This window comes from Kitasatospora sp. NBC_01287 (genome assembly GCF_026340565.1).
GTDB lineage: Bacteria > Actinomycetota > Actinomycetes > Streptomycetales > Streptomycetaceae > Kitasatospora.
The window spans coordinates 5297647-5313880 of the sequence record NZ_JAPEPB010000001.1 but is presented as its reverse complement, the minus strand read 5'-3'; the positions used below and the strand labels follow the sequence as shown (position 1 = coordinate 5313880).

13 protein-coding genes are annotated in these 16234 nt (G+C 73.7%); 2 read left to right on the top strand and 11 right to left on the bottom strand.

The features are described from left to right. Positions 1–3 precede the first annotated feature (3 nt). The 5 genes from OG455_RS22915 to proC form a co-directional block, all read right to left on the bottom strand. Positions 4–213, bottom strand: coding sequence for a helix-turn-helix domain-containing protein (locus tag OG455_RS22915; protein ID WP_035847941.1), 210 nt, complete (start codon positions 211–213; stop codon positions 4–6). 202 nt (positions 214–415) lie between these two features. Next, entirely contained in the window at positions 416–1615 is a 1200-nt protein-coding gene (locus OG455_RS22910; protein WP_266296580.1) for an acetoin utilization protein AcuC, read from the bottom strand. Beyond that, entirely contained in the window at positions 1596–2810 is a 1215-nt protein-coding gene (locus tag OG455_RS22905) for an MFS transporter (RefSeq protein WP_266296578.1), read from the bottom strand. The genes OG455_RS22910 and OG455_RS22905 overlap by 20 nt, the downstream gene beginning before the upstream one ends. A 126-nt stretch (positions 2811–2936) precedes the next feature. After that, positions 2937–3593: an HAD family phosphatase gene (locus tag OG455_RS22900; protein ID WP_266296576.1), complete on the bottom strand. Its 657-nt coding sequence runs from the start codon at positions 3591–3593 to the stop codon at positions 2937–2939. 5 nt (positions 3594–3598) lie between these two features. Beyond that, a complete protein-coding gene (gene proC, locus OG455_RS22895) occupies positions 3599–4426 on the bottom strand; it encodes a pyrroline-5-carboxylate reductase (protein ID WP_266296574.1) in 828 nt (275 codons plus the stop codon). A 491-nt stretch (positions 4427–4917) separates the two neighbouring features. Here proC and OG455_RS22890 point away from each other — a divergent pair, with 491 nt between their 5' ends. Then, positions 4918–6429 (top strand): cation:proton antiporter, encoded by a 1512-nt coding sequence (locus OG455_RS22890; protein ID WP_266296572.1) that lies wholly within the window; start codon positions 4918–4920, stop codon positions 6427–6429. Between the two features lie 50 nt (positions 6430–6479). Here the strand turns inward: OG455_RS22890 and glgA are convergent, their stop codons facing one another. Then, the gene (gene glgA, locus OG455_RS22885) at positions 6480–7664 is read right to left on the bottom strand and encodes a glycogen synthase (protein ID WP_266296570.1); all 1185 of its coding nucleotides are present in this window, start codon (positions 7662–7664) and stop codon (positions 6480–6482) included. A gap of 43 nt (positions 7665–7707) precedes the next feature. Continuing rightward, the gene (locus OG455_RS22880) at positions 7708–7866 is read right to left on the bottom strand and encodes a hypothetical protein (RefSeq protein ID WP_266296568.1); all 159 of its coding nucleotides are present in this window, start codon (positions 7864–7866) and stop codon (positions 7708–7710) included. Positions 7867–8145: 279 nt separating this feature from the next. On the opposite strand from OG455_RS22880, the gene OG455_RS22875 reads away from it, so the two are divergent. Beyond that, a complete protein-coding gene (locus OG455_RS22875; protein ID WP_266296566.1) occupies positions 8146–9492 on the top strand; it encodes a helix-turn-helix domain-containing protein in 1347 nt (448 codons plus the stop codon). Between the two features lie 46 nt (positions 9493–9538). Here the strand turns inward: OG455_RS22875 and glgB are convergent, their stop codons facing one another. The 4 genes from glgB to OG455_RS22855 all read right to left on the bottom strand — a co-directional run bounded on the left by glgB (position 9539) and on the right by OG455_RS22855 (position 16216). Next, positions 9539–11893 carry a 1,4-alpha-glucan branching protein GlgB gene (gene glgB, locus OG455_RS22870; RefSeq protein WP_266300916.1) on the bottom strand — a complete coding sequence of 785 codons (2355 nt, stop codon included), beginning with the start codon at positions 11891–11893 and terminating at the stop codon, positions 9539–9541. Between the two features lie 183 nt (positions 11894–12076). After that, entirely contained in the window at positions 12077–13618 is a 1542-nt protein-coding gene (locus tag OG455_RS22865; RefSeq protein ID WP_266296564.1) for a hypothetical protein, read from the bottom strand. After that, the gene (locus OG455_RS22860; RefSeq protein WP_323185553.1) at positions 13618–15630 is read right to left on the bottom strand and encodes an alpha-1,4-glucan--maltose-1-phosphate maltosyltransferase; all 2013 of its coding nucleotides are present in this window, start codon (positions 15628–15630) and stop codon (positions 13618–13620) included. The genes OG455_RS22865 and OG455_RS22860 overlap by 1 nt, the downstream gene beginning before the upstream one ends. A gap of 22 nt (positions 15631–15652) precedes the next feature. Next, positions 15653–16216 carry a DJ-1/PfpI family protein gene (locus tag OG455_RS22855; RefSeq protein ID WP_266300914.1) on the bottom strand — a complete coding sequence of 188 codons (564 nt, stop codon included), beginning with the start codon at positions 16214–16216 and terminating at the stop codon, positions 15653–15655. Between the last annotated feature and the right edge of the window lie 18 nt (positions 16217–16234).

Sequence of the window (16234 nt, the reverse complement as noted above, 5' to 3'; positions counted from 1 at the left end):
CGGTCAGGCGCTCTGCCGGCCGACATAGGAGTCCTTGAGGTAGTCGTGGACCGCCTGTTCGGGCACCCGGAAGGACCGGCCGACCCGGATGGCAGGCAGCTCACCGCTGTGCACCAGCCGGTAGACCGTCATCTTGGAGACCCTCATGACCGAGGCGACTTCCGCCACGGTCAGGAAGTTGACCTCTTGCAAGGGGCGTTCGCCGGAACTCATGACCTCACCGACCCTTTTCCGTGTGCAAGGCACCGGCTTCCCCTCCGGTGACTCCACCGACACACGCGTATCCCCAGAGTAGTTGCGGGTGATACGCGTGGGAAGAGGGTGGCGCCGACTCCTTGTACGGTCAGAGATGCGCCTGTTGCAGTACGTAGCCGGTCAATTGTCCGGCCCAGTCGCCCTCACGTCCAGAAGGCCTTCACGGCAGCAGGCCGTGGTGCGGGAAGACCGCCCGGCGGGTGGCCAGGATCGCCTGGTCGAGGCGGTCGCCGGGATCGTAGCCGGACTCGGCGAAGTCGCGGAAGCGCGCGTCGGCGCCGTCGGTCATCCGGGACGGGGCCGGCTGCCGGGTGCGGCGGTAGACCTCGGCGCGCCAGGCCTCGGGGGTCTCGGCGGCCGGGTCGATCGGGTGCCCCGCGGCGGTGGCCACCAGGTGGGTCCAGGTCCGCGGCACCACGTCCACCACCGCGTAGCCGCCCCCGCCGAGCGCCACCCAGCGGCCCTCGCAGTGCTGGTGGGCCAGCTCGTGCAGCGCGGCGGCGACCGCGCGCTGGGCGTCCACGGTGACCGCGAGGTGGGCCAGCGGGTCCTCCAGGTGGGTGTCCGCGCCGTGCTGGCTGACGATCACCTCGGGCCGGAAGGCGGCGATCAGCTCGGGGACCAGCGCGTGGAAGGCGCGCAGCCAGCCCGCGTCGCCGGTGCCGGCCGGCAGCGGCAGGTTGGCGGCCGCGCCCGGGGCTTCCGCGCCGCCGGTCTCGGTGGCCCAGCCGGTCTGCGGGAAGAGCGTGCTGGGGTGCTCGTGCAGCGAGATGGTGAGCACTCTGGGGTCGTCCCAGAAGGCCTGCTGCACGCCGTCGCCGTGGTGCACGTCCACGTCCACGTAGACGACCCGCTCGGCGCCCAGTTCGAGCAGCCGGGCCACCGCCAGGGCGGCGTCGTTGTAGACGCAGAAGCCGGAGGCCCGGCCGGGCATCGCGTGGTGCAGGCCGCCGGCGAAGTTGACGGCGTGCCGGGCCCGGCCGTGCCAGACCGCCTCCGCGGCGCCGACCGACTGGCCGGCGATCAGCGCGGAGGCGGTGTGCATCTCCGGGAAGACCGGGTTGTCCTCGGTGCCCAGGCCGTGCGGCTCGTCCAGCGTGCCCGGGTCGGCGGCGGCCTTGCGGACCGCCTCGATGTAGTCGAGCCGGTGCACCAGGTGCAGGGTGGACTCACCGGCCGGCGGGGCGGCGGTCACCGTCACCCCGGGCAGCGCCGGCAGCCCGAACGCCTCGACCAGCCGCATGGTGAGCGCGAGCCGGGTCGGGTCCATCGGGTGGGCCGGGCTGAAGTTGTAGGCGGTGACCCCCTCGTCCCAGAAGAGGCACAGGCTGCAGGACTGGTCAGGCTCGGCTGGAGGCATGGTCCAACGCTAGTGGTTCGCTCGGCGCCGGGGCGAAGTGCCCGGCGAGCGGGACCACGGCGAGCACCAGCACCATCGGGGCCAGCAGCGCCCAGCGGAAGGAGCTCGCCCCGGCGATCGCGCCGACCAGCGGGGAGCCGATCAGGAAGCCGACGTAGTTGAAGAGGTTGAGCCGGGCCACCGCCGCGTCGGAGTCCCGGGGGAAGAGCCGGCCGCCGGCCGCGAAGACCTGCGGGATGACCACGCAGATCCCCACGCCCAGCACCGTGAAGCCGGCGATCCCGGCCCACGGCGCGGGCGCCGCGGCCGCGATGCCGAAGCCGAGCGCGGCCACCGCCGCGCCGCCGCGCACCACCGGCACCGCGCCGAAGTGCTGCACGCCGCGGTCGCCGAAGCTGCGCCCGAGCAGCAGCGCGACCATGTAGCCGGCGTAGGCGAGGGCGGCCACCCGGTCGGTGCTGTGCAGGGTCTCGGTCAGGTACTTGGCGCTCCAGTTGGAGACCGTGGCGTCGGCGATGTAGGCGAAGGCCATCGCGGCGCAGAGCGGCAGCAGCGGCTTCCAGGGGATGGACCGGGCGGCCGCCGCGACGGCCTCCTGGACGGCGGCGCCCAGCTCGCGGGGGCCGGCCAGGAAGCGCCCGTTGACCAGCGCGGCCGGGACCAGCACGGCCGCGCAGCAGCCGAAGAGCGTGATCAGGTGCAGGTGCGCCCCGGCGCTGGCGAGCAGCGCGCCGATGATCCCGCCGGCGCTGAAGGCGGCGTGGAAGCCGAGCATGATCGAGCGGCCGTAGCGGTGCTGCAGGCCGACCCCGAGCATGTTCATCGAGGCGTCGAGCGCGCCGACCAGCAGGCCGAAGGCGGCCAGTGAGAGGGCGAGCGCCCAGAGCGTGTGGCCCAGGCCCACCCCGACCAGGGTGAGGCAGAGGGCGGGCTGGACCACCCGCAGCACGGCGCGCGGGGTGGTCCGCTTGACGATCTGCTCGGAGCTGATCGAACCGACGCCGGCCAGGATCGGCACGGCGGCCAGGAAGACGGTCAGCGTGCCGTCGCTCAGCCCGTACTGCCGCTGGATGCCCGGGATCCGGGTGACCAGCAGGGCGAACGCCACCCCCTGGATCAGGAAGCTGACCAGCAGCGCGGTACGGGCCTGGCGCAACCGGGCCAGGTCGGCCGGTGTCTCGGCCTGCGTCGTCATCCGGACCTCGCTCACCACCGGCCCAGTGGCTACTGGCCGGTACGACGATATTGGCGCGAGCGTAGGGGGTGGCCGCCCGTTTGGGGAGGGTCACGACCGCAACGATCAGGCGTCGAGCGGCCGGGGTCAGGCGTCGAGCAGCTTCGCGACCTCGGCGAGCGTGCCGATCAGCCCGGTCGCGCCGGCCTCGGTGAGCCGCTCGGCCGGGGTGAGCGCGGTGTAGCCGTACACGTCCATCCCGGCCGCCCGGGCGGCCAGCACGCCCATCGCGCTGTCCTCGACCACCAGGCAGCGGACCGGCTCTACCGCCAGGGTACGAGCGGCGTGCAGGAACAGGTCGGGCGCGGGCTTGCCGATGCCGACGTCCTGGGAGCTGAAGATCCGCTCCTCGGGGAAGAAGCCCCGCAGACCGGTGCGGTCGAGGGCGGCGCGGATCCAGCCGTGCCCGGCCGAGGAGGCCAGGCAGTACGGCGTGCCGCGCCCGGCCAGCTCCTGGAGCAGCTCGGCGGCGCCGGGCACCGGGGTCAGTTCGGTCTCGAAGGCGGCGAAGACCCGGTCGTGGAAGGCCTGCGGGAAGTCGGCGGGCATGGTGCCGCCGAAGCGCTCGGCGACCACCTCGTGCACCGCGTGGCTCGCCCGGCCCATGTAGTCGCGGTAGGAGTCCTCCAGGGTGGTCGGGAAGCCCAGGCCGGTGAGGTACTCGGCCAGCAGGCGGTTGGATATCGGCTCGCTGTCCACCAGCACGCCGTCGTTGTCGAGGACGACCAGGTCATAGCGGTCCATGGCGATCACTTCCCGCCCGAGGCCAGCTCGCGGGAGCGGTTCCTGGCCGCCTCCAGCGCGCCCAGCAGCGCGGCCCGCACGCCGTGGTTCTCCAGCTCGCGGATGGCCGCGATGGTGGTGCCGGCCGGTGAGGTGACCGCCTCGCGCAGCTTGACCGGGTGCTCGCCGGAGTCGCGCAGCATCACCGAGGCGCCGATCGCGGACTGCACGATCAAGTCGTGCGCCACCTGCCGGGGCAGGCCGAGCAGGATCCCGGCGTCGGTCATCGCCTCGACCAGGTAGTAGAAGTAGGCGGGGCCCGAGCCGGAGAGCGCGGTGGCCGCGTCCTGCTGGGACTCGGGCAGCCGCAGCGCCTTGCCGACCGACTGGAAGATCTCCTCGGCGCGGCGCAGGTGCTCCTCGCCGGCGTGCGAGCCGCCCGAGATGACGCTCATCCCCTCGTCCACCAGCACCGGCGTGTTGGGCATCACCCGCACCACCGGGGTACCGCCCGGCAGCCGGGCCTCGAACCAGCGGGTGGGGATGCCGGCGGCGGCCGAGATGACCAGCCGGTCACTGCCGACGTGCGGGCCCAGCTCCTCCATCAGCGTGCCCATGTCCTGCGGCTTGACCGCCAGGATCAGGGTGTCGGCCAGCTTGGCGGCCTCGCGGTTGCCGCAGGCCGCGACGCCGTACTTGCGGGCCAGTTCGGCGGCCCGCTCGGGGCGGCGGGCCGTGACCCAGATCTCGGCCGGGCGCTTGCCGGCCCGCAGCAGGCCGGAGAGGAGGGCTTCGCCGATCTTCCCGGTGCCCAGGAAGGCGATCCGCTGGGGATGGACGGCGCTGTTGCTCATGGCTCGGCTCCTTGATCACCGCGAGGGTACTGCGGCCCATCCTCGCACCAGGCCTGCTCCGGGCGGGGGCCCGTCCACCCGGCGGACGCCCGTGCCGCACCGGGCGGGACCGGCACCGCGGACCCGCGTGGCGGACCGGCGCGGCGGACCCGCGCGGCCCCGGCGCGGCCCCGGCGCGGGCCCGGCGCGGCACTCTCGGACGCGCTGCGACACGCCAGTCGATCCGGCAGTCACAGGGCGGCCGCGGGGGAAGTCCCGGGGCATTCGCGGCGCCCCGGCACGGCTGGGACTTCGGACAGTACGACGCCACCAGGAGCGGCCTCGGGGCGACTATTCAGTGACCCGTTATATTTCTGATTGTCAATTACGTTGTAATAATTTGCTCCGCCGCAGCTCCGGATATCGGCGGAGGCCGGGAGGTTCCGCATGACCGCCGCCTCGCACGCCCCCTGCCGGCCGACCACGCAGGGTGGCTACGGCCAGGATCGCCGATGAGCTCCTTCGACCTGACCACCCGGCTGCTGGCCGGTCTCGCGGTGCTGCTCGGGCTGAGCCGCGGCGCCGGGAGCCTGGCCACCCGGTTCGGGCAGCCGGCCGTGCTGGCCGAGATCGCCGTGGGGGTGGCCCTGGGCCCCTCGGTGCTGGGACGGCTGCTGCCGGGCGTGCACCGGCAGCTCTTCGGCCAGGAGGTGCAGTCGGTGCTGAACGGGCTGGCCCAACTGGCGGTGGCGCTGTACGCCTTCGAGATCGGGCGGCACCTGGTCGACCGGGACCAGCGGCCCGGCACCGGGGCGGGGACGGGGAACGGGACGACGGGCAGGGGGGCGGGCGGGACGGCGGCCTCGCCCGGCCTGGCCGGGCGGCGGGCGCCGCTGGTGCTGGCAGCCGCCTCACTGCTCGCGCCGGCCGCCGCCGGGGTCGCGCTGGCCCCGCTGCTGCACGGCCGCGGGCTGGCCGGGGCGGGCATCGGCCTGGGCGCCTTCGCGCTCTTCCTGGCCTGCTCGTTCGCGGTGACCGCGGTGCCGGTGCTGGCCCGGATCCTGCAGGACCGGGGCCTGGAGCAGAGTGCCGTCGGGCGGCTGAGCCTGCAGGCCGCCTCGATCGGGGACGCGGTCTGCTGGTGCCTGCTGGGTCTGGCGCTCTGCCTGGCCGGCCGCACGGGGTGGCCGCAGCTGCTGGCCGGGCTGCTCGGCGCGGGGCTGGCGGCGGTGCTCGCCCACCGGCGCGCACGGCGGCCGGCCGCGGCCGGGGGGCGCGAAGCCGGGGCGGGGCGGGCAGCCGGGGCGGGGCGCGAGGCGGGCGTGGTCGCCGTGAGCGGAGCGGTCTGCCTGGCCGCCGCGACCTCCTCCGCGCTCGGCCTGCACCCGCTCTTCGGCGGCCTGGTGCTCGGGCTCGCCTGGCCGAGGACTTCACCGAGTATCAGTTCGCTGGGCGCGGGTTCGCCGACCGGTTCGCCCGCCGGTTCGCCCGGAGCCGGTTCGCCGGGCGCCCGCTCCGTGGCCGTCACGTCACTCACAGTCAGTTCACCGAGTGTCAAGTCCATGCCCGAGGGCTCGTCAACCCGCCCGCCGCAGCGGGACGCACCGGTGATCGGCCAGCTCGCCGCCGTGCTGCTGCCCTGCTTCTTCCTGGGCACCGGGCAGCAGGTCGACCTGGGCGTGGGAGTGCTGGACGGCGGCTTCCCGCTGCTGGTGGCGGGGCTGCTGGCGGTCGCCACGGCGTCCAAGTTCGCCGCCTGCGCGCTGGTCGGCGCCCGCTACGGCTGCCCGCCCCGGGACGCGCTGCGGCTGGGGGTGCTGATGAACACCCGCGGCCTGACCGAGATCGTCGTGCTGACCACCGGGTACCAGGCCGGCCTGATCGGCCACCGCCTCTTCGAGGCGCTGCTGGTGGTCGCCCTGCTGGCCACCGCCGCGGCGGGGCCCGCCCTGTCGCTGCTGGCTCCGCGCCCGGTCCCGCTCCCCGGGCGCCCGGGTGCCGCGCGGCCCGCGCCACTGCCGTGAGCGCGGGTGGCGCGGCGCCCGGCCGTTCGGTCGTTCAGCCGCCCGGCCCTTCAGCCGACCAGCTTCTCGTAGACCCGCAGCGTGCGTTCGGCGACACCGGTCCAGGAGAACCGCTCCACCACCCGGCGCCGACCGGCCGCGCCGAGCAGCTCGGCCAGGTCCGGGTCGTCGAGCAGCCGGTTGACGGCGGCCGCCAGGGCCCGTGCCAGCTCCTCCGGGTCGGCCGGCTCGCCGGTCCCGTCAGGGCGGGGCCGGTAGCCGACCAGCAGGCCGGTCCCGCCGTCCTCGACCACCTCGGGGATGCCACCGACCGCGGTGGCCACCACGGCCGTCCCGCAGGCCATCGCCTCCAGGTTGACGATGCCCATCGGCTCGTAGAGCGAGGGGCAGACGAAGACCCTGGCGTGGGTGAGCAGTTGGCGCAGGCTGCGACCGTCGAGCATGCCGTCGATCCGCACCACCCCGTCGCGCGCGCGGCTCAGCTCGGTGACCAGGTCGGCCACCTCGGCGGCGATCTCCGGGGTGTCCGGCTGACCGCAGCAGAGCACCAACTGGGCCTCGGGGCGCAGCGCGAAGGCGGCCCGCAGCAGCTGCGGCAGGCCCTTCTGCCGGGTCACCCGGCCCACGAAGAGCACGATCGGGCGCTCCGGGTCGACGCCGAACCTGACCAGCGCGTCGGTGCGCGGATCGGGCCGGTAGGCCTCGGTGTCGATGCCGTTGTGGATCACGTGCACCCGGGAGGGCTCGACCTGCGGATAAGCCGTCAGGATGTCCTCGCGCATCGCCGCCGAGACCGCGATCAGCGCGTCGGCGGTGCCGGCGGCCGAGCGCTCCATCCAGCTGGAGAGCGCGTACCCGCCGCCCAACTGCTCGGCCTTCCAGGGGCGCAGCGGCTCCAGGCTGTGCAGCGTCATCACGTGCGGGATGCCGTGCAGCAGGCCGGCCAGCTGGCCTGCCGCGTTGGCGTACCAGGTGTGGCTGTGCACCAGGTCGGCCCCGGCGCAGTCGGCGGCGATCCGCAGGTCGGCGCCGAGGAAGCGCAGCGCCGCGTTGGCGTCGCCGAGGTCGCTGGGCAGCGGGTAGGCCCGGGTGTCCGGCTCGCTGCGCGGGGCCCCCAGACAGCGGACCTGTACCTGCGCCGACCGCCGCAGCGCCCGGGTGAGTTCGGCCGCGTGGACCCCTGCGCCGCCATAGACCTCCGGCGGATATTCCCTGGTCACGAGGTCGATCCGCATGGCGTGTCCCTTCCGGTGTCGGGCAGCGCGGGGAGGTGGCGGGTCAGCAGCAGCCGTTGCCGATGTCCAGGGTCGGGCTGGCGGCCGGGACGGGCGGCGGGGTCACGGTCGAGCCCGTGTCGGCGAGCGCGTGCGCCGGGGCGAGCAGAAACCCGACAGCCGCGAGCAGACCAGTGGCGAGGAGCGGAACGAGCTTGCGCATGGCGACGTACCTTTCGCTGGGCCGATGGTTTGACAGGCAGAGTCAATCTGAGTTGACCGAAGCTGTCAATCATCAACTTCGGCAATCCACAGGCTCCACGGAGAGTGACCATGCGGCAGCGGGGAACAGGACACGGGGAGGAGCGCGTTGCGGATACCGAGCACCGCCGGCTCGGTAGATAGCCTTGGCGGCCGTCAGTCGGAGGTGTAAAAAATGGAGTCAAATGGGCATCCCCGAGGGACGGCTCGAACAGCTGACCTCCCCGTTGACCGGAGAACCATGGACCAATCACAGAGCGGTACGAATGGCGTCGGGCAGCGGCTGCGCGAGTTGCGGCAGAAGCGTGGTCTGAACCAGCAGGACCTCGCTTCCGCGGATATCTCGGTCAGCTATGTCTCCTTGATCGAAACCGGAAAGCGGGCGCCCTCGGAGACCGTGCTGAAGGCGCTGGCCGCCCGGGTGGGGTGCACCGTCGACTACCTGAAGACCGGGCGGGACGACGCCCGGGTCAAGGAGTTGGAGCTCAAGGTCGCCTTCGGCGACATGGCGATGCGCAACGGATCCAACGGCGAGGCGCTGCAGTCCTACAGCGAGGCGCTCGCGAACGCCCCGCTGCTCGGTGAGCAGATGGTCCGGCGGGCCCGGCTGGGCCAGGCGCTGGCCTTCGAGAAGCTGGGTCGGCTGGAGGCCGCGATCCAGCTCTTCAGCACCCTCCACGAGGACCCGGCCGTCGTGGCGGGGTCGGTGGAGTGGGCACAGGTCGCGGTGGCGCTCTGCCGGGCCTACCGCGAGGCCGGGGACCAGGTGATGAGCGTCGAGGTGGGCGAGCGTGCGCTGCGCACGCTCGACCAGCTCGGACTGGACGTCACCGACGACCACATCCAGATCGGCGCCACCCTGATCAGTTGCTACTACAACCGCGGCGACCTGACGCAGGCCCAGTTGCTGGTCAACCGGCTGACCGCGCTGGCCGAGCAGAACGGCTCCCGGGTGGCCCGCGGCGCGGTGTACTGGACCGCCGCCCTGGTGGCCAACTCGAGCGGCCGGGTCGAGGAGTCGCTCGCCCTCACCGAGCGCGCACTGGCCCTGATGGCGGAGACCGACAACGCCCGCCACGTCAGCCTGCTCAAGATCAACTGTGCTGACTACCTGCTCGACACCGAGTCCGAGGACCTGGACCGCGCCCAGCAGCTGCTCGACGAAGCACAGGAGGCGATGCTGGAGGTGGGCACGGCGGCCGAGCAGGCCAGACTGGAGACGGCCTGGGCCCGGCTGGCACTGCGTCAGGGCGCCCCCGAGGCCGCCGCCGACCGGGCCAGCCGCGCCCTGGGCCTGCTGCGCAACGAGGCCCGCTTCGAGTCCGCCTTCACCCGGGTGGTGCTCGCCCAGGCGCAGTTCGAGCGGGGCGAGGCCAGGGAGGGGGCCGAGACGCTGCGCGCCGTGGAGCGCCAGCTCGGCACCATCCCCGCCAACCGGAACACCGCGATGGTCTGGCGGCTGGTCGGCGACCTCTGGCAGGCCCACGGCTTCACGGCCGAGGCGCTGACCACCTACCAGCGGGCGCTGAGCGGGGTGGGGCTGCGACCGCTGCGGGCATCCAGCAAGGTCGTCGCGCCGCTCTCCTGAGCCGGTGCGCCGGGCCGGGACCGAGCGTCCCGGCCCGGCCCGCCGCTCAGCCCGTCTCGACGGCGGCCGGCACATGGTCGCGCCGGGTGCTCGGCCGGGCCAGGTCGCCGGCTTCGGCGTCGAGGGGCTCCCGCCGAAGCGGGTCGGTCTCGGCCGCGTCCAGCCCGCGCGCGGGGATCACCGGCAGCTCGGGGCCCTGCGGGCAGAGCCACAGGGTGGACAGCGCCGGCAGGGTCAGCCCGACGCTGAACGGCTGACCCTGCCAGGGCACCTCCTCGGCCAGGTAGGGCTCGCGCCGCCCGGCGCCGGCGCCGCCGAACCGCGGCTCGTCGGTGTCCAGCACCGGGTGCCACCACCCGCCCGCCGGCAGGCCGATCCGGTAGCCGGTCCGGACCTCGGGGCACAGGTTGCTGACGCTCGCCAAGGCGCGCCCGGCGGTGTCGCGCCGCAGGTAGGAGTAGACGTTGTCGCGGGCGGCGTCGGCGTCCAGCCAGCGGAAGCCGGCCGGGTCGGAGTCCAGCTGCCAGAGCGGCGGGTAGTCCTGGTAGATCCGGTTGAGCTCGCCGACCAGCCGCTGGACGCCCCGGTGGTCCGCCGCGGCCGGCCAGTCGTCGTCCAGCAGCCACCACTGCGGGCCCTGTTCGTGGTCCCACTCCGCGCCCTGGGCGAACTCCTGTCCCATGAAGAGCAGTTGCTTGCCGGGATGGGACCACATGAAGCCCAGGTAGGCGCGGTGGTTGGCGCGTTGCTGCCACCAGTCGCCGGGCATCTTGGCGACCAGCGCGCCCTTGCCGTGCACGACCTCGTCGTGCGAGATCGGCAGCACGTAGTGCTCGGAGTAGGCGTAGACCATCGAGAACGTCAACTCGTGGTGGTGGTACTGGCGATGGACCGGCTCGCGGGAGAAGTAGCGCAGCGAGTCGTGCATCCAGCCCATGTTCCACTTCAGGCCGAAGCCCAGGCCGCCGGCGCCGTCGCGGCCCGGCGAGTCGGTGGGGCGGGTGACGCCGTCCCAGGCGGTGGACTCCTCGGCGATGGTGACCACGCCGGGGCAGCGGCGGTAGACGGTGGCGTTCATCTCTTGCAGGAAGGCGACCGCGTCCAGGTTCTCCCGGCCGCCGTACTGGTTGGGCGTCCACTGCCCGTCCTGGCGGGAGTAGTCGAGGTAGAGCATCGAGGCCACCGCGTCCACCCGCAGGCCGTCGATGTGGAACTCCTCGCACCAGTAGACCGCGTTGGCGACCAGGAAGTTGCGCACCTCGGTGCGGCCGTAGTCGAACTCCAGGGTGCCCCAGTCGGGGTGCTCGGCGCGGCGCGGGTCGGCGGGCTCGTAGAGCGGCGCGCCGTCGAAGCGGGCCAGCGCGAAGTCGTCCTTGGGGAAGTGCGCCGGCACCCAGTCGACGATGACGCCGATGCCGGCCTGGTGCAGCGCGTCGATCAGGAACTTGAAGTCGTCCGGGGTGCCCAGCCGGGCGGTGGGCGCGTAGAACCCGGAGACCTGGTAACCCCAGGAGCCGCCGAACGGGTGCTCCATCACCGGCAGGAACTCCACGTGCGTGAAGTTCAGCTCCCGCAGGTAGGCCGGCAGCTCCACCGCCAGCTGACGGTAACTCAGACCCGGTCGCCAGGAGCCCGGGTGCAGCTCGTAGACCGACATCGCGGCGTTCAGGTAGGACACCTCGCCCCGGCGGGCCAACCAGCGCGCGTCGCCCCAGGTGTAGTGGGAGGCGTGCACCACCGAGGCGGTGGCCGGCGGCGCCTCGGTGCGCCGGGCCAGCGGGTCGGCCTTCTGCAGCAGCCGCCCGTCGCGGGTGGCGATCTCGTACTTGTACCGGGTGCCCTCGCCCAGACCCGGCACGAAGAGCTCCCAGACCCCGCCGGCGCCCAGTGAGCGCATCGGGAACCCGGTGCCGTCCCAGTAGTTGAAGTCGCCCACCAGGCGGACGCCTTCGGCGTTCGGCGCCCACACCGCGAAGGCGGTGCCGGCCACCCCGTCCACCGTGCGCGGGTGCGAGCCGAGCGCCTGCCAGAGCTGCTCGTGCCGCCCCTCGCGGATCAGGTGCAGGTCCAACTCGCCCACCGTGGGCGCGAACCGGTAGCCGTCGTGCTCCACGCGGTCGTGGTCCCGATAGCCGACCGTCAGCCGGTAGCGGGGCTCCCAGCCGCTGGGCAGCAGGCCGGTGAAGAGGCCGTCGGCGCCGGCGGCCAGCGCCAGCGTGCCGACCTCGGTCTCCAGCAGCACCCGCTCGGCACCCGGGCGCAGCACCCGCACCACCACGCCACCGCGCACCGGATGGGCGCCGAGCACGCTGTGCGGATCGTGGTGGCGGCCGGCCAGCAGCCGCCCGGTCTCCTCGGCGGACGGCCGGGCCGGGGAGAGCTGCAGGACCGGGGGATCCAGTTCGAGTGCGAGGCGGGGTGTCACGGGAGCGGGTCCTTACGTCCGGGGGGCATGGTCCAGGGGGCATGGCCGGGGGGAGATGGGGCGGGGCGGCTGGGCGCGAGCGAGGTGCGGGCCGGAGGGTGCGGGCCGGGTGGGTGCGGGCCGGGGTGCGGGTGACGCGGAGCGGCGGGTGGGCGGCGGTCAGCGGCCGAAGACCAGGCGCTGGATCGCCGCGAGCGGGATGGGCAGCCAGCCGGGCCGGTGCTGGGCCTCGTAGACCGCCTCGTAGACCGCCTTCTCGGCCTCGAAGGCGCGCAGCACCACGGGATGGCAGTTCGGGTCCGTGCCGCCGGCCGCCGCGTAGCCCGCGGTGAAGGCCCGGCGGTTGCGCACCGCCCAGGCGTACGCCCGGCGGGAGCGGCGCAGTTGCTCGGCGGAGGCCTCCGCCGAGGCCTCGGGCGGCACGGGCAGCGTGGCCAGCGCCTGCTGGGCGGCGTAGTCGAAGGAGCGCAGCATGCCCGCCACGTCCTTGAGCACCGGCTGCGGCAGGTGGCGCTCGGCCACTGGGCGGGACGGCTCGCCCTCGAAGTCGATCACCTTCCAGCCGTCCTCGGTGCGCAGCACCTGGCCCAGGTGCAGGTCGCCGTGGATCCGCTGGCCGAGAAGAGTGCCGGTGCGCCCGGCGACCTTCTCGTAGTCCTCGTAGAGGCCGGCCAACCGCCCCTCGTAGGGCTCCAGTTCCGGCACCTGGCGGACCGCGGCACGCAACTCCCGGTGCAGGGCGGCGACCTGCTCGGCCACCGCGTCGCAGTCCAGCACGACCTGCGGGAAGGCCTCGGCCAGGGCGGCGTGCACCTCGGCCACCGCCGCGCCCAGCGTCTTGGCCTCGGCGGTGAAGCCGCCCAGAGCGGGGACGCGGCAGCTGTCGCCGAGGCAGTCGGCGGCCTGCTCGACCGCCAGCTGCCAGCCGTCGCCGCGCGCGGGCAGGAAGTCCTCCAGGATGCCGAGCACCACCGAGTGCTGCGGATCGCCCTCGGTGTGCAGCCAGCCGGCCAGACCCGGGATCCGCCGGCAGCGCACCCGGGTCAGGGCGCGCAGCGCGTCCGTCTCCGGGTGCGGGCCCGGCTCCGGCTGGCGGAAGATCTTGAAGAGCAGCTGGTCGCCGTAGACCACCGTGCTGTTGCTCTGCTCCACCGCCAGCGCCCGGGCCGCCAGGCCGCGCGGCACCGGGCGGGCGCCGGTGAGAGACATCCGCAGTGCGCCGCTCTCGCCGCCATCGCCGCTCTCGCCGCCCTCCCCGGCCGAGGCCCGGGTGGCCGTGCGGTCCAGCAGCCGCTCCATCAACTCGTGGTCCTCGGTGGCCTCGTAGAGCGTCCAGCCGTCCCAGCGGCCACCCTCGGCCCGGCCGATCTCGGCCGCGGCCAGCTCCGCGGGCAGGCTGCGGCGCAGCCCGAGGAGCAGTTGGTAGTGGTGGCGGGTGCCCCCGCCGGTGCCGTGGCGAGCGTCGAGCAGCGAGTGCAGCAGCACCGCTCCCTCGCCGCGCTCACCGCGCTCGCCGGCCGGGTCCAGCACCGAGGCGCTGACCGGGGTCAGGCCGGCCAGGTGCCCCTGCTCGTGGGTGAACCAGCGCCGGGTCACCAGCCAGGGCAGCAGCGCGGGCAGCAGCGGGCGCAGCAGCTCGTCGGCCTGCAGGGCGGGGCCGTGCTCCGCGATCAGGCAGGTGGCGCAGAGGGACTGGGACATCACTGCTCCTGACGGATCGTCAGAATGTGCGCGGGTGAGGCCTGCGGGTCCAGCCGGACGTAGTTGCGCCGCCCCCAGGCGTGGTCGCCGCCGCCGAGTTCGCAGTGCACGTCGAGCCCGCCCGGCCGCTCGGCGAGGAGCTCCTCGGGCAGCGTGACGGTCGCCTCCTGGACCTGGCGCGGGTCCAGGTTGACCACGACGATCACCTGGTCCGCACCGGTCCGCTTGGTGTAGGCGATGACCTGCTCGTTGTCGGTGGGCAGGAAGGTGAGGTTGCGCAGCTCCCGCAGGGCGGGGTGCTCGCGGCGCAGCCGGTTGAGGGTGGTGAGCAGTGGCGCCAGGGTGTCGGTGCGGCTCCAGTCGCGCGGGCGCAGCTGGTACTTCTCCGAACTCGCGTACTCCTCGCCGTCCGGCGCGAGCGGGGTCGACTCGGCCAACTCGTAGCCGGCGTAGATGCCGTAGCTGGGCGAGAGGGTGGCGGCCAGCACCGCGCGCAGCGCGAAGGCGGCCGGCCCCTGGTGCTGCAGGTGGCGGGGCAGGATGTCCGGGGTGCTGGCGAAGAAGTTGGGGCGCAGGAAGGCGCCGGTCTCCTCGGTCAGCTCGGTCAGGTACTCGGTCAGCTCGGCCTTGCCGGTGCGCCAGGTGAAGTAGGTGTAGGACTGCTGGAAGCCGATCTTCGCCAGCGTGCGCAGCATGGCGGGGCGGGTGAAGGCCTCGGCCAGGAAGATCACGTCGGGGTCGGTCCGGTTGATCTCGCCGATCACCTTCTCCCAGAAGTGCACGGGCTTGGTGTGCGGGTTGTCGACGCGGAAGATCCGCACCCCGTGGCCCATCCAGTGGCGCAGCAGCCGCAGCGTCTCGATCACCAGGCCCTCGAAGTCCTGGTCGAAGTTGATCGGGTAGATGTCCTGGTACTTCTTCGGCGGGTTCTCGGCGTAGGCGATGGTCCCGTCGATCCGGTGGCTGAACCACTCCGGGTGCTTGTTGACCCAGGGGTGGTCGGGCGAGGCCTGCAACGCGAAGTCCAGCGCGATCTCCAGGCCCAGCCGCCCCGCCTGGGCCACGAAGGCGTCGAAGTCGGCCAGCGTGCCGAGGTCGGGGTGGACCGCGTCGTGGCCGCCCTCCGGCGAGCCGATCGCCCACGGCGAGCCGACGTCGTCCGGGCCCGCGGTGAGCGTGTTGTCGGGCCCCTTGCGGAAGGAACGGCCGATCGGGTGGATCGGCGGCAGGTAGAGCACGTCGAAGCCCATCGCGGCGATCGCCGGCAGGCGCTTCGCGGCGGTGCGGAAGGTGCCCGAGCGCGGGGGCGTCAGGGTGGCGCCCTCCGAGCGCGGGAAGAACTCGTACCAGGAGCCGTACAGTGCCCGCTCCCGCTCCACCTGGAGCGGCAGCGCGGCGGAGGAGGTGACCAGCTCACGCAGCGGGTAGCGGCTGAGCACCCGCTCCACCTCCGGCAGCAGCGCGGCCGCCAGCCGGGCCAGCGGGGCCCGGGCGGTGTCGCGCAGCGCGGCGGCGGCACCCAGCACCGCGATCCGCCCGCCCGCGCCCGGCACCCCGGCGGCCACCCGCTCCAGCAGCAGCGCACCCTCCTCCAGGGTCAGTTCGACGTCCTGGCCGGCCGGCACCTTGATCTCCGCCCGGTCCAGCCAACTGCTCACCGGGTCGCTCCAGGCCTCCACGGTGTAGGTCCAGCGGCCGACCGCGTCGGCGCGGACCTCGGCGCCCCAGCGGTCGGTGCCGGGCGCCAGCTCGCGCATCGGGATCCAGGGGCCCGGCCTGCCGTCCGGGCCGCGCAGCTCGACGTTGGCGCCGAGCTTGCCATGGCCCTCGCGGAAGACGGTCGCGCTGATCAGCACGCTCTCGCCGACCACCGCCTTGGCGGGACGGCGGCCGTCCTCCACCACCGGGGCCGGGTCGAGCACGGGGATACGGCCCACCAGCGGGGCGAGGACCGCCCCGGCGGTCGGACCCGGGCGATGGGCGCCCTCGGTTCGGGTGACCAGGTCGGTCATGTCCAGCTCCCCCTGTCGGGCGTCAGGAGAGCCCGGCGTGGCGCCGGCCGCTCCGCTTGGCGAGCTCCTCGATGATGGTGCGGGCGAAGACGTGGCAGTGGTTGCCGGTGCGGGCGGTGACCAGGTCCTCGTCGACCACCACGTCCTCGTCGACGTAGATGCCGCCCATGTTGTTCAGGTCGCCGAGCAGGTTGTTGTGCACCACCGCGCGGCGGCCGCGGATCACCTGCGGGATCGGGGCGGCCAGCCACATGCCGTGGCAGATGATCCCCTTGACGATGGCCGGGTCCGCGAAGGCCCGGCGCAGCAGGGTGGCGGCCGGCGGCAGCTGGTCGACCCGCTCGGTGTAGCGCAGCCGGTCGGCGACGATGCCCGAGGGGACGATCACCGCGGCGTACTCCTTGAGCGCGTACTCGTCCAGGTCCTCGAAGGACTCGGCCACCTCGAAGGGCATCCGGTGCTCGTGACCGCGGAAGACGATCCGCTCGTTGCCCCAGAGCCGGGTCAGGAAGTGCGCCTCGGCGCCCTCCTCGGCGAACCTGCGCTGGTAGTAGAGGATCTCCGGTTCGTAGAAGTCGCTCTCCATAAGGACCGCGATCTTCTG

Excerpts from the sequence above, each read along its gene's own strand:
- OG455_RS22915 (WP_035847941.1), bottom strand. The coding sequence starts at position 213 with ATGAGTTCCGGCGAACGCCCCTTGCAAGAGGTCAACTTCCTGACCGTG.
- OG455_RS22910 (WP_266296580.1), bottom strand. The coding sequence starts at position 1,615 with ATGCCTCCAGCCGAGCCTGACCAGTCCTGCAGCCTGTGCCTCTTCTGG.
- OG455_RS22905 (WP_266296578.1), bottom strand. The coding sequence starts at position 2,810 with ATGACGACGCAGGCCGAGACACCGGCCGACCTGGCCCGGTTGCGCCAG.
- OG455_RS22900 (WP_266296576.1), bottom strand. The coding sequence starts at position 3,593 with ATGGACCGCTATGACCTGGTCGTCCTCGACAACGACGGCGTGCTGGTG.
- proC (WP_266296574.1), bottom strand. The coding sequence starts at position 4,426 with ATGAGCAACAGCGCCGTCCATCCCCAGCGGATCGCCTTCCTGGGCACC.
- OG455_RS22890 (WP_266296572.1), top strand. The coding sequence starts at position 4,918 with ATGAGCTCCTTCGACCTGACCACCCGGCTGCTGGCCGGTCTCGCGGTG.
- glgA (WP_266296570.1), bottom strand. The coding sequence starts at position 7,664 with ATGCGGATCGACCTCGTGACCAGGGAATATCCGCCGGAGGTCTATGGC.
- OG455_RS22880 (WP_266296568.1), bottom strand. The coding sequence starts at position 7,866 with ATGCGCAAGCTCGTTCCGCTCCTCGCCACTGGTCTGCTCGCGGCTGTC.
- OG455_RS22875 (WP_266296566.1), top strand. The coding sequence starts at position 8,146 with ATGGACCAATCACAGAGCGGTACGAATGGCGTCGGGCAGCGGCTGCGC.
- OG455_RS22865 (WP_266296564.1), bottom strand. The coding sequence starts at position 13,618 with ATGTCCCAGTCCCTCTGCGCCACCTGCCTGATCGCGGAGCACGGCCCC.
- OG455_RS22860 (WP_323185553.1), bottom strand. The coding sequence starts at position 15,630 with ATGACCGACCTGGTCACCCGAACCGAGGGCGCCCATCGCCCGGGTCCG.
- OG455_RS22855 (WP_266300914.1), bottom strand. The coding sequence starts at position 16,216 with ATGGAGAGCGACTTCTACGAACCGGAGATCCTCTACTACCAGCGCAGG.